The following is a 22786-nucleotide window of genomic DNA, read 5'->3' as shown; positions in this document are numbered from 1 at the left end:
CCTATCGTGACCGGGGCCCGGCGCGCTGAATCGACTTGTCGATGTCAGGACTTGGCCTCGTCGGGCACCGGCACGATGGCGCCCTCGTAGGTGTCCTCGATGTACTTCTTCACCTTGTCCGAGTGCAGCAACCTGGCAAGTTTCGCCACACGCGGGTCGTCCTCGTCGCCCTTCTTCACCGCGAGCAGGTTGGCGTACGGGTTGCCTTCCGGCTCCTCCAGCGCGAGGGAGTCCTCGGCGGGCTTCAGGTCGGCCTCGAGCGCGTAGTTGCCGTTGATGACGGCGGCGTCGACGTCGCCGAGCGCCCGCGGCACGGAGGCGGCCTCCAGCTCCTTGAACTTCAGGCCCTTGCGGTCCTTGATGTCGGCGAGCGTGGCGTCCTGGCCCGCGCCGGCCTTGAGCTCGATCAGCCCGTTGTCGGCGAGGAGTTGGAGGGCGCGGCCCTCGTTGGTGGTGTCGTTGGGCAGCGCGACGGTCTGGCCGCTCCGTACGTCGGCGGCCTTCTTCGCGCCCTTGGCGTAGAGGCCCAGCGGCTCCAGGTGCACGCCGGCGACCGGCACGAGGTGGGTGCCCTGCTTCTCGTTGAAGTCGTCGAGGTACGGCTTGTGCTGGAAGAAGTTGGCGTCCACCTCGCCGCTCTCGGTGGCGGTGTTGGGGAGGACGTAGTCCGTGAACTCCCGTACCTCCAGCTTCAGTCCCTCCCCGGGCGCCAGCTCCTTGCTGACGTACTCCAGGATCTCGCCGTGCGGGGTCGGGCTGGCGGCCACGACCAGCGGCTTGTCCTGGTCGGTCGGGCTGTCACCGGAGGTGTCGGGGTCGGACGCGGTGCCGCAGGCCGACAGGCCCAGGGCGAGCGTTGCGGCAACGGCCGCGGTGGCGGTGATCTTGGTGTTCCTGCGCACGAAAAGTGCCTCTTTCTTGTGTTTCTGCTCCTGTGTTGCAGGAGTCCTGTGTGCCAGGGGTCCTGGCGGCCTGGGCCCTCCGGGGTCCGGGGCTCAAGCGGAGGCGCGCTCGCGGCGCGCGAGCAGCCGTACGGCGCCGTCGCCGAGCAGCTGCACGACTGTCACGATCACGATCAGGACGGCGACCGTGATGAGCATGAAGTCGGTCTCGAAGCGCTGGTATCCGTAGGTGACGGCGATGGAGCCCAGTCCCCCGCCGCCGACCGCGCCCGCCATCGCGGAGTACCCGATGAGGGCGATGACGGTGGTGGTCAGCCCGGAGACCAGGGACGGCAGCGACTGCGGGAGCAGCGCCTTGAGTACGACCGTCGGCACCCCGCCGCCCATCGCCTGCACGGCCTCGACCAGGCCGTGGTCCACCTCCCGTACGGCGGTCTCGACCAGCCGCGCGAAGAACGGGACGGCGCCGATCACCAGCGGCACGATCATCGCCGTGGGCCCAATGGACGTGCCCACCAGCAGCCGGGTGAACGGGATCAGGGCGACGAGCAGGATGATGAACGGGAGCGAGCGGCCGATGTTCACGACCACTCCGGTCACCTTGTTGACCGCGGCGTTCTGGAGGAGCCCGCCCTTGTCGGTGAGCACCAGCAGGACGCCCAGCGGCAGTCCGCCCACGACGGCGAGGAGCGCCGACCACAGCACCATGTAGAGGGTGTCGATACATCCCTGGGAGAGCAGCGGCTGCATCTCGTTCCAGCTCATCGGGCACCTTCCGGGGCGAGTAGGGCGGTTTCGGTTTCCTGGGCGGCGCCTTCGCCGGGCGGCACGACGTCGACCTGGAGGCCCTGTTCGCGCAGGTAGCCGATCGGGATGACGTTCTCTTCGAAAGGGCCCGGCAGCGCGATCCGCATCCGCCCCACCTGCCTGCCGCCCACGGTGTCCATGGCGGCGCCGAGGATCGAGATGTCAATCTCGTACCTGCGCGCCAGCTGCGAGATCAACGGCTCGGTCGCCGTCTCGCCGTGGAAGGTGACGTCCACGGTCGTACGCCGGTCGCCGGACGCCGCGCCGCTGACCGGGAACAGCTCGCGGGCCAGTTCGGAGCCGGGCGTGGCCAGCAGTTCGGGCAGCGTGCCGGACTCGGTGATCCGGCCGCCGCGCATCAGCGCCGCCGAGTCGCAGACCGCCTTGACGACGTCCATCTCGTGCGTGATGAGCAGCACGGTGAGGCCGAGTTGCTCGTTCAGGTCGCGCAGCAGTCGGAGGACGGAACGGGTGGTCTCGGGGTCGAGCGCGGAGGTGGCCTCGTCGGACAGCAACACCTTGGGGTCGCCCGCGAGCGCGCGGGCGATGCCGACCCGCTGCTTCTGGCCGCCGGAGAGCTGCGCGGGGTGTGCGCGCGCCTTGTCGGCGAGGCCGACGAGATCGAGCAGTTCGAGTGCCTTGCGGGACCGTTCGCGACCGGACAGGCCGAGGATCTCCAGCGGGAGTTCGACGTTGCCCTGGACGGTGCGCGAGGACAGCAGGTTGAAGTGCTGGAAGACCATGCCGATACGGCTGCGGGCGGCGCGTAGTTCGGGCGTCGGACGCCGGGAGGGGGCGCGCCGGCCGCGCCGCGCCAGCGCGGTGAGGTCCTGCCCGGCCACGGTGACGGTGCCGGAGGTGGGGCGTTCGAGGAGGTTCACGCAGCGGATGAGCGAGGACTTGCCGGCGCCGCTCTGCCCGACGACGCCGTACACCTCGCCCTCGCGTACGTGCAGGTTCACACCGTCGAGCGCGGTGATCTCGCGGTCCTTGGTGCGGTAGACCTTGGTCAGGTCCGTGGTGGTGATCACTGGGATTTCCGTCGCTGTCGTGTGCGCGGCGCACGCGGTGGCGGCGCACGGCACGGGCGGGCCCGGCGGGGTGGTCCCGGCCGGGCCCGCCCTGGACTGTCTCCTAGACAACTCGGCGGGTGCGGGCCGTACGGGCGGTGGCCGGGGGCTGCGGGTGCCGTCGCGCGAAGACGACGAGGCGCAGCACCAGGAAGCGCGCGACACCGGCGAGTGCGGAGGCCGAGAGGTAGACGACCTGCTCGAGCACCGCGCCGGGCGCCGCCACCAGCTGGTGCAGGAGGCCCATCGCCGCGCAGGTCACCGCGTACGCGGCCGTCGCCGACCCGGCCGACTGCGTGTGCTGGCGCCACGTGGCGCGGCGGCCCGCGCCGAAGGTGAAGCGGGCGTGCAGCTCGGTGGCGAGGAGCGTGGAGACCACGGTGACCAGGGCGTTGGCCAGCGCCCAGGGGGTCCAGAGGGCGAGGGCCGCCACGGCGAAGCCGGAGGCGAGCCCGATCCCGCCACCGCAGAGCACGAAGCGGGCGAAGGCGGTGAACGCGCCCGGTGCCGCCCGCCGTTGGCTCTGTGCTGTCTCCATGACCCGACCCCTTTGAGGCTCACTTCCCCGAAAGACGCGCCCCTCGGCCACCGAGTTGCGTGCCTAGCCATGCCGTCATCATGGCACATATATGGCGCCATTACGAGCCAGATGTGGCGCCATGAGAGGGTGGGGAGCGTGGAGGCGCAGGTCAGCAGCCTCGGCGTGGCCGCGAAATTCGGTGCGCGCCGGGCGCAGGCGGCATGGACGTGGGCCGGTGGGTGGTGGAGCATGGCGGCTGGCAGCTGATCAGCGTTCCTCGTCCGTCGTGTGCAGACCGTCCGGGATCACGCCCCTTCCGCCGGCTGTGGCCCCGCGAAGGGAGCGGCCCATGTCCGCGTCGCCCGCAGCCTCCCCCGACGACCGTGCCGCCGACGACCGTGCCGCCGACGACCGTGCCGCCGACGACCGTGCCGCCGACGACCGTGTCTCCGACGACCGCGCCGCCCTCCCCTCCGACGCCGAAGTGGTGATCGTCGGCGGTGGCGTGATGGGGACCAGCGCCGCGTTCCATCTGGCCGAGGCCGGGGTGGCGGACGTCGTGGTGGTGGAGAAGGGGGAGCTGGGGTGCGGCAGTTCGGGGAAGCCGATCGGCGGGGTGCGGGCGCAGTTCTCCGATCCGCTCAACATCGAGCTGGGCAGCAGGAGTCTGCGTGCCTGGCGGGACTTCCCGCGCAGGCCCGGCGCCGACATCCGGCTCGACTCCGTCGGGTACCTCTTCCTCCTCGACACCGACCGGCAGGCCGCCGACTTCGAGAACGCCGTACGCGTGCAGCGCGCCCACGGCCTCCCCAGCCGCATGATCGGCCCGCACGAGGCGCGCCGGCTGTGCCCGTACGTCGCCACCGACGGCCTGACCGCCGCCGCCTACTCGCCCGAGGACGGCCACGCCCGCCCCGCCCTGGCCGTACGGGGTTACGCGCGTGCCGCCGCCGAGGCCGGCGTCGTGTTCGCCACGCGTACGGCCGTCACCGGGATCGAGGTGGCCGGCGGCCGGGTCGCCGCCGTACGCACCGACCGCGCGCGCGTGGCATGCCGTACGGTCGTCTGCGCCGCCGGGGCGTGGTCCGCGCAGGTCGGGGACATGGCCGGGGTGGTCCTGCCAGTACGCCCCGTGCGCCGCCAACTCGCCTTCACCGCACCGCTGGTGCCGCCCGTGCCGCGTATCCCGTTCACCATCGACTTCGCCTCCTCGGCGTACTTCCACAACAGCGACGACGGCCTGCTCGTCGGGCTCGCCGACCCCGACGAGGCGGAGGGCTTCGACACCACGTGGACGCCCGGGTGGCTGGAGCTGTTCCGCGCCGCCGTACGGCGCAGGGCGCCCGCGGTGGCCGGGATGGCGATGACGGGCGGCGGCTGGGCGGGGCTGTACGAAGTGACCCCGGACCACAACGCGCTGATCGGGCGCGCCGGTTCGCCGGACGGCTTCGTCTACGCGACTGGCTTCTCCGGGCACGGCTTTCTGCAGGCCCCGGCGGTCGGGGAGCTGGTCCGCGACCTGTGTCTGGGGCGTACGCCGTTCCTCGACGTCACGCCGCTCAGCGCCGACCGGTTCGCGGCCGGGGCGGGCGGGACACGGCGGGAGGCGCACGTGGTGTGAGCGGGCGGAGTGGGCGGCCGTCCTGAAAGGGATCGGAAGAAGCGAGAACGGACCGCGGCAGACTGCACAGGACAGACACACGACGCACGGCAGGCGACAGACGCACGACAGGTGACAGACGCACGACACACGACAGACGCACGACACCGAGAGGCAGGCCCGCCGTTGAGCAGCCGGATGATCAGCCAGTGGCAGCTGCGCGCCGCCTTCGCCGCGCGGCTGTCGGAGATGTACGGGCGTGAGGTCCCCGCGTACACCACGCTCGTCGACGTCTCGCGCGAGGTGAACGAGGACGTCCTGCGCGCCCGCGGCGCCGACGCCGAACGCCTCGGCTCCATCGGCCGCGTAACCGCCGAGCGGCACGGCGCGATCCGCGTCGGCACCCCCTCCGAAGTCCGCCAGGTCGCCCGCGTCTTCGGCGCCCTCGGCATGCACCCCGTCGGCTTCTACGACCTGCGCGACGCCGCGTCCAGCGCGGTCCCCGTCGTCTCGACGGCGTTCCGTCCGGTCGACGGCGAGGAGCTGGCCCGCAACCCGTTCCGCGTCTTCACCTCCGTGCTGACGCCCGCCGACCCCCGGTTCTTCGACGCGGGGCTGCGTGCCCGCCTGGAGGCGTTCCTCGCGGGCCGCGAGCTGTTCCCGCCCGAGCTGCTCGCGCTGTCCGACCGCGCGGGCGCCGAACGGGAGCTGCCCGAGGCCGACGCGGAACGGTTCGTGCAACTGGCCGTGCACGCCTTCGAGTTGTCCGCCGAGCCCGTGGACCAGGCGTGGTACGAGACCCTGGAACGGGTCTCCGCCGTCGCCGCCGACATCGGCGGGGTGCGCAGCACGCACGTCAACCACCTCACGCCCCGCGTCCTCGACATCGACGCGCTCTACCGCCGCATGACCGAGCGCGGCATCGAGATGATCGACACCATTCAGGGGCCGCCTGGCTGGCACGGCCCCGACGTACTCCTGCGCCAGACCTCCTTCCGCGCCCTCGCCGAGCCCCGCGCCATGCGTACGCCCGACGGCAGCGTGGTCAGCGGCACCCTGCGGGTGCGCTTCGGGGAGGTGGAGGCGCGCGGGATCGCGCTCACACGGGAGGGCCGCGCCCGTTACGACGCCCTGCTCGCACGTGTCGACGAGCAGATCGCACACCGTACGGAGGCCGATCGTACGGAGCTCGCCCGCGCCCTGTGGGCGGAGCTTCTTCCCGACAGCGAACGCGAACTCGCCGCCCAGAGCCTGGCCTTCTTCACGTACCGCCCTGTGCCCGGGCGGCCCCGCGACGGTACGGCGCCGCCCGGCACCGTAGGGGGACTGCTGGAGCAGGGCTGGGTGCGTGCCGAGCCCATCGTGTACGAGGACTTCCTGCCGCGCTCCGCCGCCGGGATCTTCCAGTCGAACCTGAGCGGCGACGGCGCCCGCAGGGAAGGCGACGGTGACGGCCGTACGGGCGAAGGCACCTCCGCGCGCGCGGCGCACGAAGAGTACGACGCCGCCTGGCTCGCCGGCGCCCTCGACCGCGAGGTGCTCGACCCGTACGCGCTCTACGAACAGCAGCAGAGCCGCTCCCTCGCCCGGACCGCACGCGAGCTGGGGCTCGCCCGCACACCGTCCCGCACGCCGTCCCGTACACCGCGTACGCCGCGCACACCGCCCCGAGCACCGTCCGCGTGACGGGCGCCCACCGGACGACACAAGAGAACCGACCGGACAGCACACCGCCACCCCGAGGAGTGCGCCATGACCAGCAGCACGCTGCCCACCACCGACGAGCTGCGCGCCCGCGCCCGCGCCGCCCTGGAACGGGTCGGCGCCGGCTCCGCCGTCCCGGACGGCGCCCGTACAGGTACCGCCCACGTCCTCCACGCCCGCACGCCCGTCACCGGCGAGGACCTGTTCCCCGTGCCGGCCGCCACCGAGTCGGACGCCGCCGAGGCCGTCGCCGCCGCCCGTACGGCGTTCCTCACCTGGCGTTCGACGCCGCCGCCGCGCCGCGGCGAACTCGTACGCCGTCTGGGCGAGTTGCTGCGCGAGCACCAGGAGGACGTGGCGGACCTCGTGACGATCGAGGCGGGCAAGATCCGTACGGAGGCGCTCGGCGAGGTCCAGGAGATGATCGACATCTGCGACTTCGCGGTGGGCCTGTCGCGGCAGCTCTACGGCCGTACGATCGCCTCCGAGCGCCCCGGCCACCGGCTGGCCGAGACCTGGCATCCGCTGGGCGTGGTCGGCGTCGTGTCCGCGTTCAACTTCCCGGTGGCCGTGTGGTCGTGGAACACCGCCGTCGCGCTGGCCTGCGGCGACACCGTCGTCTGGAAGCCGTCCGAGCTGACCCCGCTGGTGTCGCTGGCCTGCGACCGGCTGCTGGCGCGCGCCGCCGAGGACGTGGGCGCGCCACGCGACGTACACCGGCTGCTGCTCGGTGACCGTACGGTCGGCGCGGCGCTCGTGGACGATCCGCGGGTGGCGCTGGTCAGCGCCACCGGATCGACCCGCATGGGCCGCGAGGTGGGGCAGCGCGTCGCCGCGCGGCTCGGCCGCAGCCTGCTGGAGCTGGGCGGCAACAACGCCGCCGTCGTCGCGCCGTCCGCGGACCTCGATCTCGCCGTCCAGGGCATCGTGTTCGCGGCGGCGGGCACGGCGGGGCAACGGTGCACCACCCTGCGGCGCCTCATCGTGCACCGGGACATCGCCGAAACGCTCACCGGACGGCTGACAGCCGCGTACCGGAAGCTGCCCGTCGGCGACCCCTTCGACGCGGCGACCCTCGTCGGGCCGCTCATCTCCACCGCCGCCCTCGACCGGATGCGGGACGCGCTCGAACGGGTGCGGGCCGAGGGCGGCGAACTCCTCGTGGGCGGCGGCCGCCGGCTGGCCGAGGCGGCGCCGGGAGCGGCGTACGTGGAGCCCGCCATCGTTCGCGTCGGCGAACAGGCCGGTGTCGTACGGGAGGAGACGTTCGCGCCGCTCCTCTACGTGCTCACGTACGACTCGCTGGAGGAGGCCGTCGCGCTCCACAACGACGTCCCGCAGGGCCTGTCGTCCAGCATCTTCACGCGGGACCAGCGGGAGGCGGAAGTGTTCCTGTCCGCGGAGGGCTCGGACTGCGGCATCGCCAACGTCAACATCGGCACGTCGGGCGCCGAGATCGGCGGCGCCTTCGGCGGCGAGAAGGAGACCGGAGGCGGCCGCGAGTCCGGGTCCGACGCGTGGCGCGCGTACATGCGGCGGGCGACCAACACCGTCAACTACTCCAGCGAGCTGTCCCTGGCCCAGAACGTCAGCTTCCTGTAGGCGGCGGGCCGGGGCGACGGCGTTGCGGACCGGGGCGACGGCGCGGCGGCGCGACGGAGCGCGCGTCAAGCTCCGCTGCCCGACGACGACCGTACGGTGACGTCGCCGCCCTCCGTATGCGCCTTGACGACCTGTCCGGCGTCGCCGTCGGACGGCACGGAGACCTTCCGTTCGCCGCCCTTCGTGGTGGCGTCGACCGCGTACGGGCCGCCCGGCAGGCGTACGTCGATGCTGCCGCCCGCACTGGTCACGTCCACGCTGTCGGGCGCGCCCGTGAACCGGGTGGAGATCTCGCCGCCCTCCGTGTGCGCCGAGACGCGGCGGGCGGCGGACTCCTCGATACGGATGTCGCCGCCCTCCGAGAGGGCGTCGACCCGGCCCGAGGTGCCCCGTACGGTGACGGTTCCGCCTCCGGTGTCCACCTTGACGGCGGTCTTCGGCGGCACCCGTATCTCGTAGCTGACGTCGCACGTGCCGCCGTTCTTGCCGCCGCAGTCATCCGCGCTGAGCAGCAGCCGGCCGTCCCGTACGGAGTGCTGCGTCTCGGGCTTGCTGTGGCTGTACTCGTAGCGCTCCTGCACGCGGACGGTGTCGCTTTCCGGGTCGCCGGCCACGATGTCGATGTCGCCGCCGTCCGTGTCGACGGACACCGCCGAGGTCCGCTGCGACACGGAGTACGCGCGCTCGCCGGTCTTGGTGTCCTCCATGAGGCCGCAGCCCGCCGCCGTCGTCACGACGGCCAACGCGACGCAGGGGAGGGCGAGTCGGGCGGCGCGGCGGGTACGGCGGCGCGCGGGCGCGGTGCCGTACGAGGTGCCGTACGCCGTGCCGTACGAGGCGCCGTATGCGGTCGGGCACGAGGTGCCGTTCGCCGCGTCAGTCGTCGCGTCGTTCGTGGTCATGATGTGGCGTTCCCCCTGGAGAGCCGGACGGTGTTCCACCATCCTGTGCGGCCCTCCACCGCCCCCGGATCACCGTCGGGGAGGAGCCGCGGCGGCCGGTCCCTTAGGTGGGCCCCGGAGGCGCGCGGCGGTTCGGGTGACCGTCGCGAGAGTGAGATATGACACCGCATGGGGCTCTTGCGGGAGCGCGTAAAGGCACTCTTACCCGGTGCTTAGGTATGCCCCTTAGGGTGGCGCCCTATGGCTACCGACCCCAGCAACAACAACGACCCCACCGACGCCATCCCCGAGGGCGTACGGGAAGACCCCGACGAAGCGGCGGAAGCCCCCCGTTCGCAGACTTCGGCGAAGGCCGAGAAGGAAGCGGACAAGGCCGCCGGCAAGTCCGCCGAGAAGTCAGAGAAGCCTGCCGCGAGCACCGCGGAGAAGGATCCGGAGCGGCCCTCGTCCGCCCCGATGGAGACGACGCTGAGCAAGAGCGGCGGCACCGACTCGGGCGGCGCCGACGTCGTCTCCTCGCACGACGATGACGACGAACTGGACGACGACGAGCTCGGCGCGGGCGGCGACAGTACGCACGTCCTGCGCGGTGCCGTGCCCGGCGGCAGCTTCGCGGCCGGTGCGGCGGCCGTTGTCAGCGCCGGGCTGGGCCTGTGCTCGCTCACCGGCACGTCGCTCGGCGAGATGCTCCGCTCCCGCAAGGAGCTGATCGGGCAGATCGAGTCCAGCACGGGCGGAGGCGGTGGCGGCGGCGAAGAGCAGATCGACGCTTTCTACAGCACGCCCTGGCACACCGCGGCCGTCCTGAACGGGATCTTCGCGCTCGCCGCCGTCATCATCGGCGGTGTGCTGCTCGGGCTGCTCGTGCAGCGGGCCGAGACCAAGTCGTGGGTCAAGGCGGTCGCGCTCGGCGGCCTCATCCTCGGCGCGCTCGGCCTGCTCGTGTCGCTCGGCATGTACTTCGACCTGTTCGCCAGCACACCCGAACTGCCCGACACCCCGCAGCAGCCGCAGGCTCCGCCGCAGGGCTGACGCGGCAGGGCCTTCGTCGCTGGGCTGATGTGGCGGGGCTGACGCGGCAAGGCTGATGCGGCGGGGCTGATGCGGCGGGGCTGACGCCCGCGCGGGGGCGCGCCCTCAGCTCCCCAATGAGGGCGAACGGTCCGCCAGTTCCGGGGGCAGCGGTGCCGCGTGCAGCACCGTCAGCCCGGATACGGCGCGGGTCAGCGAGACGTAGAGGCGGCGCAGCCCGGTACGTTCGTCGGGCTCGCCGCCCACGATCGCGGCGGGCTCGTCGAGCACGACGTGGTCGTACTCCAGACCCTTGGCCAGGGTGGCGGGGACGAGGGTGAGCCGGGAGTCCTCCGTCGTCTCCTCGCCCGGGCCGAGGGTCGCGAGCCCCGCCGCGCGCAGCGCCGCGGACAGGTCCGCCATCCGCGAGTCCGCCGCGATCAGGCCGATGGAGCCCTCCCGTTCGAGCGCCTCCCGGCAGGCCGCGACCACCGCGTCGGTCAGGGACTCGGGCGCGAAGCGGAGCACCGAGAAGTCACCGGGCGACTCGCGGACCGAGGTCGCCTCGGTCAGCTCCGGTGCGATGGCGGGCAGCAGCCGGGAGGCGAACGCGATCACGTCGCGCGGCACCCGGAAGCCCTGCGTCAGCTCCTCCACCACCGAGTCCGGCTTGCCGAGGTGCCCCAGTGCCTCCGCCCAACCGGCCGTCGCCCAGGGCGTGGTGCCCTGCGCGATGTCGCCCAGCACGGTCGCCGAGCCCGTCGTACAGCGCCGCCCCACCGCGCGGTACTGCATAGGCGACAGGTCCTGCGCCTCGTCCAGGACGACATGACCGAGCGAGGGCGTACGGCTGATCAGATCCGACGCCTCGTCGACCAGCACGGCGTCCGCCGCCGACCACGGCGCCGTCTTCACGCCCCGCGCGGGCTTCGCCCACAGCACGGCCCGCTGCTCCTCAGGCGTCAGGATGCCGTCGGCCTGCTCCGCGAGGAAGTCCGCGTCCGACAGCAGCCGCAGCACCAGCTTCGCCGGGTCGACCAGCGGCCACACGGTCTTCACCACCGCCTTCACGGCGGGGTTCCGCGCGACGGCGTCCTGCACCCGGTCGTCGGGCGCCTCGCCGGCCTGCTCCATGCGTACGAGGACGTGGTGCGCGATGCGCTGCGGCAGCGCATCGCGGGCGGCGCCGTACCGCATGTCGCGGTCCAGCAGCTCCCGTACGATCTCCTCCAGCTCGTACGCCGGGACGCGCCAGCGCCGCGAACCCCGTACGACGACACACGGCTCCGCCGGCACCGTGACCCCCGAACGCACCGCCCGGCGCAGCACCCGCGCCATCCGGGCGTCGCCCTTGATGCCCGCCGCCTCGGCGGAGTCGTGGGCACGGACGGTGAGTTGGGGGTGCGCCACCAGGTCCTCGACCGTCGACTGCTTCACGTCCAGCTCACCGAGCGCGGGCAGCACCTGCTCGATGTAGTGCAGGAAGGACCGGTTCGGGCCGACGACGAGGGTGCCGGTGCGGGCGAGCCGGTCGCGGTGCGTGTAGAGGAGGTACGCGACGCGGTGCAGACCGACGGCGGTCTTGCCGGTACCGGGCGCGCCCTGCACGCAGACCGTGCCGTCGATGCTCGCGCGGACGATCGTGTCCTGCTCGGGCTGGATCGTGGCGACGATGTCCCGCATGGGGCCGACGCGGGGGCGCTCGATCTCGCGCTGGAGGAGCGTGCTCGACTTCTCCGCCTCGGCGGGGTCGGTGAGGTGCTCGTCCTCGTACGCGGTCAGCTCGCCGCCCGTATACCCGAAGCGCCGCCGCAGCGCGACACCCTGCGGATCCTTCTTGGAGGCGCGGTAGAAGGGCTGGGAGACGGGTGCGCGCCAGTCGATGACCATGGGGTCGCCGTCGGGGTCGTGGACGTGGCGGCGGCCGATGTAGAAGGTGTGCCCCTCGGTGCCGTGCCCGTCCCCGTCTTTGTGTGCGTGCCCGTGCCCGTGCCGGTTCCCGTCCCCGTTTTTCGGACCGTCCGCTGAGGGGGGCGGGGCGGCTCCGTACGGATCGAGGAAGTCGAGACGGCCGAAGAACAGCGGGGCGTGGGCGAGGTCGGCGAGCGACTTGATGCGCAAGTCGATCTCGGACTGCAGGACTTCGGCGTTCACCCAGTTCGCGGTGACATCCCCGATGTCGAGCGCCTCGGCATCGGCGCGCATCGCGCGGAGCGCGGCGCGGGAGGCGGTGAGGTGAGCGCGCTCGTCGTCGAGGGGGTTGTGCGGGGTGTGCGGATTCTGCAGGGGGGCGTGCGCGGGCACGGGTCGCCTCCGGCGGGGTCTGTACAGGGCTGTACGCGGCTGTACGGGTACGAGTGAGGGTCGCCGACCGGTTTCCGAGCGGTCGGCGTCCATCCCGGCACGGGAGGAGGCAGACCGGCGATTGTAGGCGGCACCGGATGCCCGAGCGAACGGTTTTCCCACCGCCGGGCCCGTGTCCGCCCCGGCGCGGCCTCGGGCCCGCGCGGGGCCACTGCCTGTGCGGGGCGGACCCCTACGGGTCGCCCGCGACCCGTACGCATTCCAGCCCGCCCGGCGCTAGACGACGGCCCGGCGCGGTGCCACTTCCCAGCCTGTCCGGCGTTTGAGGACGAACCTGGGCGGCCGTGGCGTGCGCTGTGCTTCCCGAGGCGTAGTGCCACCCCCCAGCCTGTCCGGCGTTTGAGGACGGCCGTGCACCACGGTGTGCGTGAGGTTTGCCCGGGGGCGCGGTGCCACTTCCCAGCCTGTCCGGCGTTTGAGGACGGCCGGGGGCGGCCACGGCCGGTGCCGGACCGAGCCGCGTGGCCCAGCGGACGTGCTCCGTGGCCGAGGGCCGTCCTCAATCGCCGGACGGGCTGGAATTGGTTGCGGTCCGTCCCCGAGTGCGAGGCCGGGGCGGGGGCGCCGCCCCCTAGGGACGGGTCGGCCCGAAGGCTTACGCGCCCGGCCAGCGGGTTCGGTCTTTGGACCGATGTCCTGCGAACGGGTGAAACACATGCTGGGTGTATGAGTACCGCATCGATCCACCAGGCCGCCGCACCCGGCCCAGGGCGTGGCGCGACCGCGCTCGGCGGCGACGCCGAAGGGCGGTCCCGCCGTCACCCGCGGCACGTGTTCGGCAATGCCGTACGTGCGGTGCGGGTGTTCGCCGAGACCGCGTTCAGCGTTGCCGTCCTGGGGCAGTACGACGGGCGGCCGACCGTCAACCCGCGCGTGCACCCGTACGCCTCCACCGGCCGCTCCTGACCGTCACCTTCCGTTGGTCTCCGCCTGACTCACTGATCTAGGGTCCGCGGCGGACCGGCCGTCGACGGGAGGGGAGAGTCGGGCATGCGGGGCGGCCGTACAAGGCTGTGCCAGCAGGTGCGCTTGCCGCACCAGGCGCACCAGGCGCACGACGCGCACGACGCGCACCAAGAGAACTACGCGCACCACACACAACACCGGCACCAGCAGCCGCACCCGCACCGACTGCTCGCCGCAGCCGCCATGGCGACGGTGTCGCTGACCGCGTTCGGCACGCTGTGCCTCGTCGGCGGGCCCCTCCCGATGGACGACATCCTCGTCTACCGCGCGGAGGGCGAGGCCGTCCTGAACGGCACCGACCTGTACGGCTTCACCGTCACCGGCTGGGACCTGCCCGCCACGTATCCGCCGTTCGCGGCGCTCCTCTTCGTACCGGCCGCGGTGCTGCCGCTGGGCGCCGTCAAGATCCTCTCCGTACTCGCGAACCTCGCGCTGCTCGCGCTGCTCGTCCGGCAGTCCGCCCGTCTCGCGGGCCGCAGCCGCCCGTACGGCGTGCCCGTACTGCTCGCCGCGACCGGCGCCGCGCTCTGGCTGGAACCCGTCTTCCAGACCGTCGTTTTCGGGCAGGTCAACCTCGCGCTGGCCTGCCTCGTCCTCTGGGACCTGAACCGTCCGGACGGCGCCCGCGGCAAGGGTTTCGCGATCGGCCTCGCCGCCGGGATCAAGCTCACGCCTGCGATCTTCGCCGTCTACCTGCTGCTCACCGGTCGCGCGCGGGCTGCCCTCACGGCACTCGGCGGCTTCGCCGCCACGGTGGTGGTCGGCGCGTGCGCCCTGCCCGGGCTCCGGGAGAACAGCGTCGAGTTCTGGACGCGGCGCCTCTTCGAGACGACGCGTGTCGGCAAGCCGTGGATCGTCGACAACCAGTCCCTCCAGGGACTCGCCGCGCGCCTCCTCCACACCCCCGACCCGGGCCTGCTCTGGCTGCTGCCCGCCGCCGTGGCCGCGGGGGCGGGGCTGTGGCTGGCCCGGCGCGCGTACGTACGGCACGGGCTGGAGTCGTGGGGCGTGCTGGCGACGGCGTTCACGGCGCTGCTGGTCTCGCCGGTGAGCTGGTCGCACCACTGGGTGTGGTGCGTACCGCTGCTGGCCGTCCTGCTGACGGGGCGCGCGCCGTACTGGGTGACGGGGGCGGTCGCCTTGGTCTTCACCGCCCGTACGCTGTGGCTCCTGCCGAAGGCGGGCGACCTCGACCTGCGGTTCGCGTGGTGGCAACAGCCGTTGGCTTCGCCGTACGGGGTGCTGGGGCTGGTGCTCGCGGCGGCGCTGGCGTGGCAGCTTCGGCCGCGGCCACCGTCCTCGACTGCGGTGCGGCGAGCCGATTCCAGCCCGCCCGGCGCCACTTCCTAGCCCGTCCGGCGTTTGAGGACGGCCGGGGGCGGCCACGGCCGGTGCCGGACCGAGCCGCGTGGTCCAGTGGACGTGCTTCGTGGCCGAGGGCCGTCCTCAATCGCCGGACGGGCTGGTTTGGGTTGCTGTCCGTCCCTCCGGCGAGGCTTCGCCGGGGTGATGGGGTGCGGCGGCACCCCACAGCACCCGTACGCGCGGGCCGAGGGCCGTCCGCAAGCGCGCCGGACCGGCGGCTTGGCAGGGACGGACCCCCGCCGTCACACGTCGTCGCCCGCCAGCAGCTCCGTCGCGTCGACGATCCGGTACGCGTACCCCTGCTCCGCCAGGAACCGCTGGCGGTGTGCCGCGAAGTCCTGGTCGACCGTGTCGCGGGCGACCACCGAGTAGAAGCGCGCCTCGTGCCCGTCGGCCTTCGGCCGCAGCACGCGGCCGAGGCGCTGTGCCTCCTCCTGCCGGGAGCCGAAGGTGCCGGATACCTGGATGGCGACGGTCGCCTCGGGGAGGTCGACGGAGAAGTTCGCGACCTTTGACACGACCAGCACGCTCAACTCCCCCTGCCGGAACGCCTCGAAGAGCTTCTCGCGCTGCGCGTTGCTGGTGTCGCCCTTGATGACGGGCGCGCCGATGTGTTCGCCGAGCTCGTCGAGCTGGTCGATGTACTGCCCGATGACCAGCGTCTGGTCGCCCTCGTGCCGCCGTACGAGCGCTTCGGTGACGCGCCGCTTGGAGTCGGTCGTGGCGCAGTAGCGGTACTTCTCCTCGGTCTCGGCCGTGGCGTAGGCGAGCCGTTCGGAGTCCGTCAGGTTCACCCGTACCTCTACGCAGTCGGCCGGCGCGATGTAGCCCTGCGCCTCGATCTCCTTCCACGGCGCGTCGAAGCGCTTGGGGCCGATCAGGGAGAAGACGTCCGACTCGCGGCCGTCCTCCCGTACGAGCGTCGCCGTGAGCCCGAGCCGCCGCCGGGCCTGCAGATCGGCCGTGAACTTGAAGACGGGTGCCGGCAGCAGGTGCACCTCGTCGTAGACGATGAGGCCCCAGTCGCGGGAGTCGAACAGTTCCAGGTGCGGGTAGACGCCCTTCCGCCTGGTCGTGAGCACCTGGTACGTGGCGATGGTGACGGGGCGGATCTCCTTGCGCGTACCGCTGTACTCGCCGATCTCGTCCTCCGTCAGCGAGGTGCGCCGTACGAGTTCGTGTTTCCACTGCCGGGCCGCGACGGTGTTCGTCACCAGGATCAGCGTGGTGGCCTGCGCGCGGGCCATCGCGCCCGCGCCGACGAGCGTCTTGCCCGCGCCGCAGGGCAGTACGACGACGCCGGAGCCGCCGTGCCAGAAGCCCTCGACGGCCTGTGTCTGGTACGGGCGCAGCGCCCAGCCGTCCTCGTCGAGGGCGATGCGGTGCGCCTCGCCGTCGACGTATCCCGCCAGGTCCTCGGCGGGCCAGCCCAGCTTGAGCAGTGCCTGCTTGATCTGGCCGCGTTCGGAGGGGTGCACGGCGACCGAGTCGGGGTCGATACGGGGGCCGACCAGCGGCTGGATCTTCTTCGACCGCAGCACTTCCTCCAGTACCGGACGGTCGCTGGACTCCAGCACGAGCCCGTGGACGGGGTGCTTGGACAGCGTCAGCCGACCGTACCGGGCCATGGTCTCGGCGACGTCGACGAGCAGCGCGTGCGGCACGGGGTAGCGGGAGAACTCCACGAGCGCGTCCACGACCTGCTCGGCGTCGTGCCCGGCGGCGCGGGCGTTCCACAGGCCGAGCGGGGTCACGCGGTACGTGTGGATGTGCTCGGGCGCCCGCTCCAGTTCGGCGAACGGCGCGATGGCGCGGCGGCACGCGTCGGCCTGCTCGTGGTCGACCTCGAGCAGCAGGGTCTTGTCGCTCTGCACGATCAAGCAGGACACGCGTACCTCCGCGGATGGCTTCTTCTGCTGGCACCGGTGGCGCCAGTGGCTTTCGTGGCGCCGGCGGCACTTCTGACAAGTGAAACACCTGCCGCACCGCTGCCGGCCGGGCCGCGGACGTGGCTTTGCGCACGACCGCACCGGACCGGCGATCGCGCCCGTACGGCGGGACGCCTCCGTACGGGCGCGGGACGCCTCCCTACGGGCGGGCGGGACGCCTCCGTACGGTCGCCCGGGGCTCTCCGTACGGGTGCCTGCCGCGGCGCCTTCGTACGGTGGGCTCCGCCCCGCCGTCACGGGCGGGGTCACCGGACGGAGGCCTGTACGGGAGCCTGTACGGGGGTCTGCACAGGGGCCTGTCACTGCCGGCTGCGCACCACCAGGAGGTCCACCACGTACGTCTCCTCCACCGTCCCGTCCGGGAAGGCGGCGGCCAGCCGGGCGCGCTCGTCGGCCAGGAACTCCGCGGCCCGTTCCGCGCCCTGGATGAGGAACGCCGAGTGGCTGCCGATGTTGGCCAGGTGCGTGTCCAGCGGAACGACCCGGCTCCAGCGCAGCTGCCGCCGCGTCCAGTCGAGCCCGGTGACGCCGGTGAGGCGCGCGGCCTCGGCGTCGTCGTCCGGACGCCCGATGCCCATGGAGTTCTTGTCGCCCACGATCTCGGCCCCGCAGTGCCGCTCGACGCGCTTCGCCTGGGCGGCGATCCACGGCACGTCGTAGGCGTCGGTGTTCCACCAGAGCGCGAGCGCGCCCCCGGGGCGCAGCACCCGCATCGCCTCCGGCACGGAGCGCTCCGGGTCGGTCCAGTGCCAGGACTGGGCGAACGTGAGCAGGTCGCAGGAGGCGTCCGCGAACGGCAGCGCGTTGCCGTCGCCGCGCACCAGCGGCACGCCGGGCAGCGTGCGGCGCAGCTGCACGGCCATGCCGTCGCCGGGCTCGACGGCGATCACGTCGGCACGGCGTTCGAGCAGCAGGGCCGTGGCTATCCCGGTACCGGCCCCGACATCGGCGACCCGGGCGCCCGCCAGGGGGCGCCCCGCGATCTCCTCCACCGAGTCGAGTACGGACGGCGGGTAGGACGGCCGGTTCGCGGCGTACTGGCCTGCGGCCGCATTGAACGAGAGCGCACGCGGAACACGTGAAGCGGTGGACATCGCTCCATCCTCCCCCCGTCCCATGCTGTGTCCAGTGCGCGCGTGCGTCCGTACGGAGGCGAGCGCGCGTGCTCCCGTACGGAGGGCGATTCCGTACCGACGCGCCTCCGCGCACGCCGCCGTCAGTCCTCCGCGAGTTCCGCGACCCCCGTGATGCGGTGCAGCGGGTATGTGCGGACCTCGTCTGCCGTGTGGTCGTAGGCCGTGACGAAGCCGCCCTCCACCCGTACCGGGGCGATCACGCGCTGGCTCGCGGCGCCGTCGGCGTTGACGTAGCCGATCCACAGGGCGGAGCCCGTCAGGGCGGCGGACTGCATGGTGGCGAGGGTGTCCGGGGAGGCGGTGCGGGGGAGTTCGCCGTTGGGGGTGCGGGCGTTGGACGGCACCTTCGCCTTGTGCGGGTTCGGTTTGTGTGCCGCCGTCGCCGCGTGGTCTCCGGCGCGGATGGCCCGTACGGCCGCGCCGAGCAGCGTACGGTCCGGCACCGGCGGGCCGTCCGGTGTCGGTTCCGGGGGCGTACGGCGCGGGGTGCGGTGGGCGTCGGCGCGTGCGATGAGGACGTCGCCGTCGGCGGACTCGGCGGCCGGTGCGTAGCCCATCTCGCGCAGCCGCGTGAGGAGTTGGTCCGGCGGCGCGGGCGAGGCCAGCACCGTGGGGGCGAGCAGCCGCAGGCGCAGCGGCGCGGAGCGCTTGTCCGCGAGGATCTCCGCGAGCAGCGCGTCGTCGTCGCACCGCACGTACGAGGACGCCGCGCCCACGCGCAGCCTGCCGTGCCGCCGTGCCACGTCGTCGATGAGGTACGTCAGCGGCTGCGGCACCGGCGTACGGGAGTGCGCCGCCAGGAAGGCGTGCACATCCGCCGCCGTACGGCCCGCGTCGAGCGCCCGCCGTACGGAGCCGGGGGTGAAGCGGTAGACGGTGGCGCCGCCCTTGGACTCGACGTCCGCGAGCACGCGCAGCGCGGCCCCGAGCCGCCGTTCCAGGGGGCCGGGCGCGACGGCCGTCAAGTCGGCCTGCAGCAGCACGTGGTCGACGGGTTCGGGGAGCAGCGGGGCCAGCCCGTGCGCGGCCTGTCCGGCGGCGACGGCCAGTTCCTGGGCAGTGAGGGCGCGGCCCCAGGCGCCGGGGTCGGACGACGGGGCGGCGCTCTCCGCGGCTTCGTCCGCCGCGCCGTCGGTCGCCGCGGCTTCGTCCGCTGCGCCGTCATCCGCGCCGTCTGCGGTCCCCTCCCCGGCCCCGTTCGGCTGCGCCTGCGGCGGGATCAGCTCCCGCGCGTACGCCGCCAGCGCGCCCCGCCCCGTCAGCCCGAGCAGTTCGGCCTCGGCCAGCGTCCAGCGGGTGAGCCGCGTACGCAGCGCCTCGCTCGCGTCCCCCTCCCCCTCGGCGCCGTCCTCGACCGGATTCGCGCCGCGCAGCGGCCGCTCCCAGCCGATACGCGCCACCACGTCGTCGGCGTCCGGCGCGCCGCCCGGCGGGAGGCCGGCGAGCAGCGCGAGCGTACGGTGCCGTACGTCCGGCGCCAGCCCGCGGTCCAGGCCCGGCCCGAGCGCCGCCAGCGCACGCCCCTTGGCGTCGCGCGCGCCAACCAGCCCCGGTACGCGGGTGGCCGACAGCCAGGCTGTCACCAGCCGCGCCCAGCGCGTGCCGGGCGGATCGGCCAGCCAGTCGTCGTACGCCGGAGTGGGCGCGTAGCTCTCGTCCGTGGCGCCGTCGGAGGCCAGCAGCCCGGCGGCGTAGGCGAGTTCGACCCAGAACGCAGCGACCGGCTCGGGGAGATCCAGCATGACGGCGGTCCGCTTCAGGTCCCGTACGCCGAGGCCGCCCGACCGCAGCACCGGCAGCGGCTCGGCCTCCCAGCCGCCCAGCAGCTCCTCCAGGACGCCCAGCGCCGTGTACGCCTGCGCCGCCGCCGTCGCGTCCACCGTCTTCGGCGTGTGCTCGCGGCGTGCCCGTACGGCGGGCGGCACCGGCTCCAGCATCCGGTGCGCGCGGCCACCCCGCAGCTGGAGCGCGATCTCGCGCGGCAGCACGACCGTACGGTCGCCCGCCGGGATCAGCAGCCCTCGGTCCAGCAGCCACCCCAGGGGCGCGCTCGGCGTACGGTGCTCGGCCGTTCCGTACGGCGGCCCCCACAACAGCTTCTCCAGCACGGCGCCGCTCTGCTCCGGCGCGGCGGCGAGAAGCGCGTTCGTACGGTCCCTGTCCGCGAACAGCTCGCCGAGCGCGGCCAGCGCGCTCACCGAGTCGTGCGTCGGGGTGAGCCCGACGGCGCACAGGATCTCCTGCAGCCGGCCCGGCGACATGCCCGAGGTGGCCTCGGCGAGGGTCGGCCCCAGCCCGGTCGGCGACGGGCTGGACGTACTGGGCGCCAGCACCTCACGCGCGGTCCGTACGAGCCGCAGCCGCTCGTCGCCGCCCCACAGCAGCGCGCGGTCCCGGAGGGTGCGCAGCGCGTACGGAAGCCGCGCGGCGCAGTCGCCCGCCGGATGCCCATCGTCACTGCCGGTGAGCAGCGACCGCAGGTCGTCGTACGAGCACGGGTCCGCCGCCACGGCCAGCGCCTCCGCCGCCTGCAAAGCGAACCGGTCGAGCCGCTCCACCGCCCGCACGACCGACGCACGGGTGCCCGCGCGGGTGGCCAGCTGCGTGAGGTCGTTCGGCACGGGCGAGAGCAGGTCGGGGCGGCTGCGCAGGAGTGCGGCGAGCGCGTCGTCGTCGCGCGCGCGGAGGTCGTCGGCGAGCGTACGGGGCGCGGCGCAGCCGTTCCGCTGGTCTGTGCTCATCCGTACAACGTTAGCGCTGCCGACCGTCGATCATCCCCCGCCTGCCGATCCGGGCGCAGTACGGCACCACCGACCGGGGGCGGCACACGGTCCGGCCCTGCCTCTTCTCGCCCGCCTGGGGAAGACGCTGGACGCCCATCCAGCCCGTCCGGCGTTTGAGGACGGACGGGGGCGGCCACGGCCAACACCGCCGTGGTCCAGCTGATCGACTACCTTCGGGAAACGCAGCTGAGCGACGACGGGGCCGGGGGCAACGAGCTGGCGGACCGCATGCAGGAAGCCCGGTCAGCGCTCTATCTGCTCTGTGCCGAGGACACCGTAGAGCTCGCGGACGCTCCCGCGCGTCGGGTCTGGATGTCGAGGCCGAGCGAGGGCAGAGACGATCGCAGGGCCGAGCACCAGGAGACGCTGGACCTGCTGCGCCGCTTCACGCATCAGCTCCGGCGGGAGATCGTCAGGACGTAGTCGTGCCGGTGCGGGTTGGCCCCCGCCGCAGGGCGAGGGCCGGTTGCTCGGATTCGTGGTGCGTTGGTGCGTTGGTGCGTTCAGGCCGCGAACTCGCCGCCCTTTACGCCCGCCACGAACGACGCCCACGCGGACGGCTCGAACACGAGCGCCGGGCCGCCGGGGTCCTTGCTGTCGCGTACGGGGACGGCGCCCGAGCTGACGTACGCGGGCGCCCACTCGACGCAGCCGCCGCCATTGCCGTTGCTGTAGCTCGACTTGACCCATTCCGCGCGGGAAGGGCCGGGGTGGGTGCTCATGTCGGAAGATCCTCCATCGCGGAGCGGATGAACGCCGCCGAGTCCTCCGGCGACAGGGCGCGCGCCCTCAGCAGATCGTATGCCCGCTGGAGATACACGACGCTCCCCATTTCCTCGACCAATGTGCCGGTGGTGATGCTCTCTTCGTAGGCCACCCTCGTCCCCTTGTCCACGGTCAGCAGCGTGAGCATGCCGCTGAGCAGCGGATGTCCCCCGCTTTCGAGGGGGAGGACCTGCACCATCGTCTTCTTGGTGAGCGTCAGCTGCGCGAGGTGGGCGAGCTGGGCCCGCATGACGGCTGCTCCGCCGAAGCCGCGCCGCAGCGCCCCTTCGTCCAGCACGGCCGTGTACTCCAGCGGCGAGTCACCGGCCAGCCGCGCCTGGCGGCTCATCCGGGCCGTGACCAACTCCTCGATCTCCTCGAAGTCTTGCTGTGTGGCCTCCCAGGGGCGGACCTCGGTGAACAGGGCGCGGGCGTAGTCCTCGGTCTGGAGCAGACCCGGCACGATCTGGGCGGTGTACTCCCCGATCACCTGTGCGCGGGCCTCCAGTTCCATTCGGCGCTGGTACTGGTCCGGGTGGATCTCCCGGCTCGCCAGCCGGTACAGCTCCTCGAAGATGCCGTCCGTACCGAACGCCGCGTCGAGCCTCGGCGGCAGGTCGGGCGGCGGCATCCTCTCGGCCGTCTCGATGCGGGACAGGTGGCTGCGGCTGATGTTCACCACGTCGGACAGGCCCTCCAGGGCCATGCCCGCGCGCTCGCGTTGGGCGCGCATCTTGGCCCCGAACAGGTGCCGGGCGCTTCGGTCGGGGGTCAGCTGGCGAGGTTGTGCGGGCACTGTGGCCTCCATTCCTCCCCAGGGCGCGCTGGGGACAGGAACCGCTACCCAACGCGACCGGGCGCGGTGACGATTGGGATACACACAGTAATTGGCCCCTGGTCGGGGCGTCAGGCGAACCGAGGAGTAGCGGCATGACGGCAACAGACAGGCACCACCGGACGACGGCGGAGAAGCTGGAGGAAGCGGAGGACGCGTGCGCCGAGTTGGCCGACGCGCTCAGCGCGGCGGGTGTGAAGCTGCCGTCCTTGGGCCTGGACGTTCCGTCGTACGCGGGTTCGCCGCCGCTGATCGAGCTGGGACGCGTCAACTCCGGGACCGCGCGGGCGCTGGCGACCGTACTGCGCCGCCGTACGGGAGCGGCGCGGTGACCGTACCGCCGGAACCCCCCGAGTCGCGCGAGCGGCGCGAACGGCCCGTGCGGGCCGAGCCGCCCGCGGACGGCAGGGCGGACGACGGCGGGCTGAACCGGCGCGTGGACGAGTGGGCCGACGAAGTGCGGCGGCACTTCGCGCGGTTGGGGCATACGCGTTGAAGGGCCGCT

Annotated in this window: 19 protein-coding genes and 1 pseudogene; 9 read left to right on the top strand and 11 right to left on the bottom strand. The window is 73.0% G+C overall.

The annotated features are described in order from the left end of the window. Positions 1 to 44 precede the first annotated feature (44 nt). From DVA86_RS06370 to DVA86_RS06355, 4 genes are all read right to left on the bottom strand, one after another. Positions 45 to 902 (bottom strand): MetQ/NlpA family ABC transporter substrate-binding protein, encoded by an 858-nt coding sequence (locus DVA86_RS06370; protein ID WP_208876474.1) that lies wholly within the window; start codon positions 900 to 902, stop codon positions 45 to 47. A 93-nt stretch (positions 903 to 995) separates the two neighbouring features. Further along, on the bottom strand, positions 996 to 1667 hold the full coding sequence (locus DVA86_RS06365; RefSeq protein WP_208876472.1) for a methionine ABC transporter permease: 672 nt from the start codon (positions 1665 to 1667) through the stop codon (positions 996 to 998). Then, on the bottom strand, positions 1664 to 2740 hold the full coding sequence (locus tag DVA86_RS06360) for a methionine ABC transporter ATP-binding protein (protein WP_208876471.1): 1077 nt from the start codon (positions 2738 to 2740) through the stop codon (positions 1664 to 1666). The genes DVA86_RS06365 and DVA86_RS06360 overlap by 4 nt, the downstream gene beginning before the upstream one ends. A 103-nt stretch (positions 2741 to 2843) precedes the next feature. Further along, on the bottom strand, positions 2844 to 3317 hold the full coding sequence (locus DVA86_RS06355; protein WP_208876470.1) for a GtrA family protein: 474 nt from the start codon (positions 3315 to 3317) through the stop codon (positions 2844 to 2846). Between the two features lie 331 nt (positions 3318 to 3648). Here DVA86_RS06355 and DVA86_RS06350 point away from each other — a divergent pair, with 331 nt between their 5' ends. The 3 genes from DVA86_RS06350 to amaB all read left to right on the top strand — a co-directional run bounded on the left by DVA86_RS06350 (position 3649) and on the right by amaB (position 8205). Beyond that, positions 3649 to 4920, top strand: a complete 1272-nt coding sequence (locus DVA86_RS06350; protein WP_208876469.1) for an NAD(P)/FAD-dependent oxidoreductase — start codon at positions 3649 to 3651, stop codon at positions 4918 to 4920. A gap of 177 nt (positions 4921 to 5097) precedes the next feature. After that, positions 5098 to 6585, top strand: a complete 1488-nt coding sequence (gene hglS / locus DVA86_RS06345) for a 2-oxoadipate dioxygenase/decarboxylase (protein WP_208876467.1) — start codon at positions 5098 to 5100, stop codon at positions 6583 to 6585. A gap of 66 nt (positions 6586 to 6651) precedes the next feature. Further along, positions 6652 to 8205 (top strand): L-piperidine-6-carboxylate dehydrogenase, encoded by a 1554-nt coding sequence (amaB, locus tag DVA86_RS06340; RefSeq protein WP_208876465.1) that lies wholly within the window; start codon positions 6652 to 6654, stop codon positions 8203 to 8205. Positions 8206 to 8270: 65 nt separating this feature from the next. On the opposite strand, the gene DVA86_RS06335 is transcribed toward amaB, so the two are convergent. Next, on the bottom strand, positions 8271 to 9107 hold the full coding sequence (locus DVA86_RS06335; protein WP_208876463.1) for a DUF4097 family beta strand repeat-containing protein: 837 nt from the start codon (positions 9105 to 9107) through the stop codon (positions 8271 to 8273). A gap of 240 nt (positions 9108 to 9347) precedes the next feature. Here DVA86_RS06335 and DVA86_RS06330 point away from each other — a divergent pair, with 240 nt between their 5' ends. Then, positions 9348 to 10139 carry a hypothetical protein gene (locus DVA86_RS06330; protein ID WP_245996374.1) on the top strand — a complete coding sequence of 264 codons (792 nt, stop codon included), beginning with the start codon at positions 9348 to 9350 and terminating at the stop codon, positions 10137 to 10139. A gap of 105 nt (positions 10140 to 10244) precedes the next feature. Here DVA86_RS06330 and DVA86_RS06325 read toward each other — a convergent pair whose 3' ends face one another. After that, the gene (locus DVA86_RS06325) at positions 10245 to 12422 is read right to left on the bottom strand and encodes a HelD family protein (RefSeq protein ID WP_245996373.1); all 2178 of its coding nucleotides are present in this window, start codon (positions 12420 to 12422) and stop codon (positions 10245 to 10247) included. A gap of 726 nt (positions 12423 to 13148) precedes the next feature. Here DVA86_RS06325 and DVA86_RS06320 point away from each other — a divergent pair. Beyond that, positions 13149 to 13388, top strand: a complete 240-nt coding sequence (locus tag DVA86_RS06320; RefSeq protein WP_208876456.1) for a hypothetical protein — start codon at positions 13149 to 13151, stop codon at positions 13386 to 13388. 243 nt (positions 13389 to 13631) lie between these two features. Next, positions 13632 to 14798 carry a glycosyltransferase 87 family protein gene (locus DVA86_RS06315; protein WP_208884445.1) on the top strand — a complete coding sequence of 389 codons (1167 nt, stop codon included), beginning with the start codon at positions 13632 to 13634 and terminating at the stop codon, positions 14796 to 14798. 257 nt (positions 14799 to 15055) lie between these two features. Here DVA86_RS06315 and DVA86_RS06310 read toward each other — a convergent pair whose 3' ends face one another. The 3 genes from DVA86_RS06310 to DVA86_RS06300 all read right to left on the bottom strand — a co-directional run bounded on the left by DVA86_RS06310 (position 15056) and on the right by DVA86_RS06300 (position 20639). Further along, positions 15056 to 16702: a DNA repair helicase XPB gene (locus DVA86_RS06310; RefSeq protein WP_208876454.1), complete on the bottom strand. Its 1647-nt coding sequence runs from the start codon at positions 16700 to 16702 to the stop codon at positions 15056 to 15058. A gap of 359 nt (positions 16703 to 17061) precedes the next feature. Further along, a complete protein-coding gene (locus tag DVA86_RS06305; protein ID WP_208876452.1) occupies positions 17062 to 17856 on the bottom strand; it encodes a class I SAM-dependent methyltransferase in 795 nt (264 codons plus the stop codon). Positions 17857 to 17978: 122 nt separating this feature from the next. After that, positions 17979 to 20639 (bottom strand): helicase-associated domain-containing protein, encoded by a 2661-nt coding sequence (locus DVA86_RS06300; RefSeq protein WP_208876451.1) that lies wholly within the window; start codon positions 20637 to 20639, stop codon positions 17979 to 17981. A gap of 183 nt (positions 20640 to 20822) precedes the next feature. Between DVA86_RS06300 and DVA86_RS06295 the strand changes: the two are divergent. Continuing rightward, positions 20823 to 21104, top strand: a pseudogene (locus DVA86_RS06295) (hypothetical protein); the annotation flags it as partial. Positions 21105 to 21184: 80 nt separating this feature from the next. Here DVA86_RS06295 and DVA86_RS06290 read toward each other — a convergent pair. Then, positions 21185 to 21403, bottom strand: a complete 219-nt coding sequence (locus tag DVA86_RS06290; protein ID WP_208876450.1) for a DUF397 domain-containing protein — start codon at positions 21401 to 21403, stop codon at positions 21185 to 21187. Continuing rightward, a complete protein-coding gene (locus tag DVA86_RS06285) occupies positions 21400 to 22242 on the bottom strand; it encodes a helix-turn-helix domain-containing protein (protein WP_208876445.1) in 843 nt (280 codons plus the stop codon). Before DVA86_RS06285 ends, DVA86_RS06290 begins: the two co-directional genes overlap by 4 nt. Before the next feature lie 134 nt (positions 22243 to 22376). Here DVA86_RS06285 and DVA86_RS06280 point away from each other — a divergent pair, with 134 nt between their 5' ends. Together DVA86_RS06280 and DVA86_RS06275 are read left to right on the top strand one after the other, a co-directional pair. After that, positions 22377 to 22613, top strand: coding sequence for a hypothetical protein (locus tag DVA86_RS06280; protein WP_208876444.1), 237 nt, complete (start codon positions 22377 to 22379; stop codon positions 22611 to 22613). Further along, on the top strand, positions 22610 to 22777 hold the full coding sequence (locus tag DVA86_RS06275) for a hypothetical protein (protein ID WP_208876443.1): 168 nt from the start codon (positions 22610 to 22612) through the stop codon (positions 22775 to 22777). Before DVA86_RS06280 ends, DVA86_RS06275 begins: the two co-directional genes overlap by 4 nt. Positions 22778 to 22786 lie beyond the last annotated feature (9 nt).

It is taken from the genome of Streptomyces armeniacus (assembly GCF_003355155.1).
Taxonomy (GTDB): Bacteria; Actinomycetota; Actinomycetes; order Streptomycetales; family Streptomycetaceae; genus Streptomyces; species Streptomyces armeniacus.
Note: the sequence above shows the minus strand (reverse complement) of the source record. Positions and strands in the feature narration are given on the sequence as shown.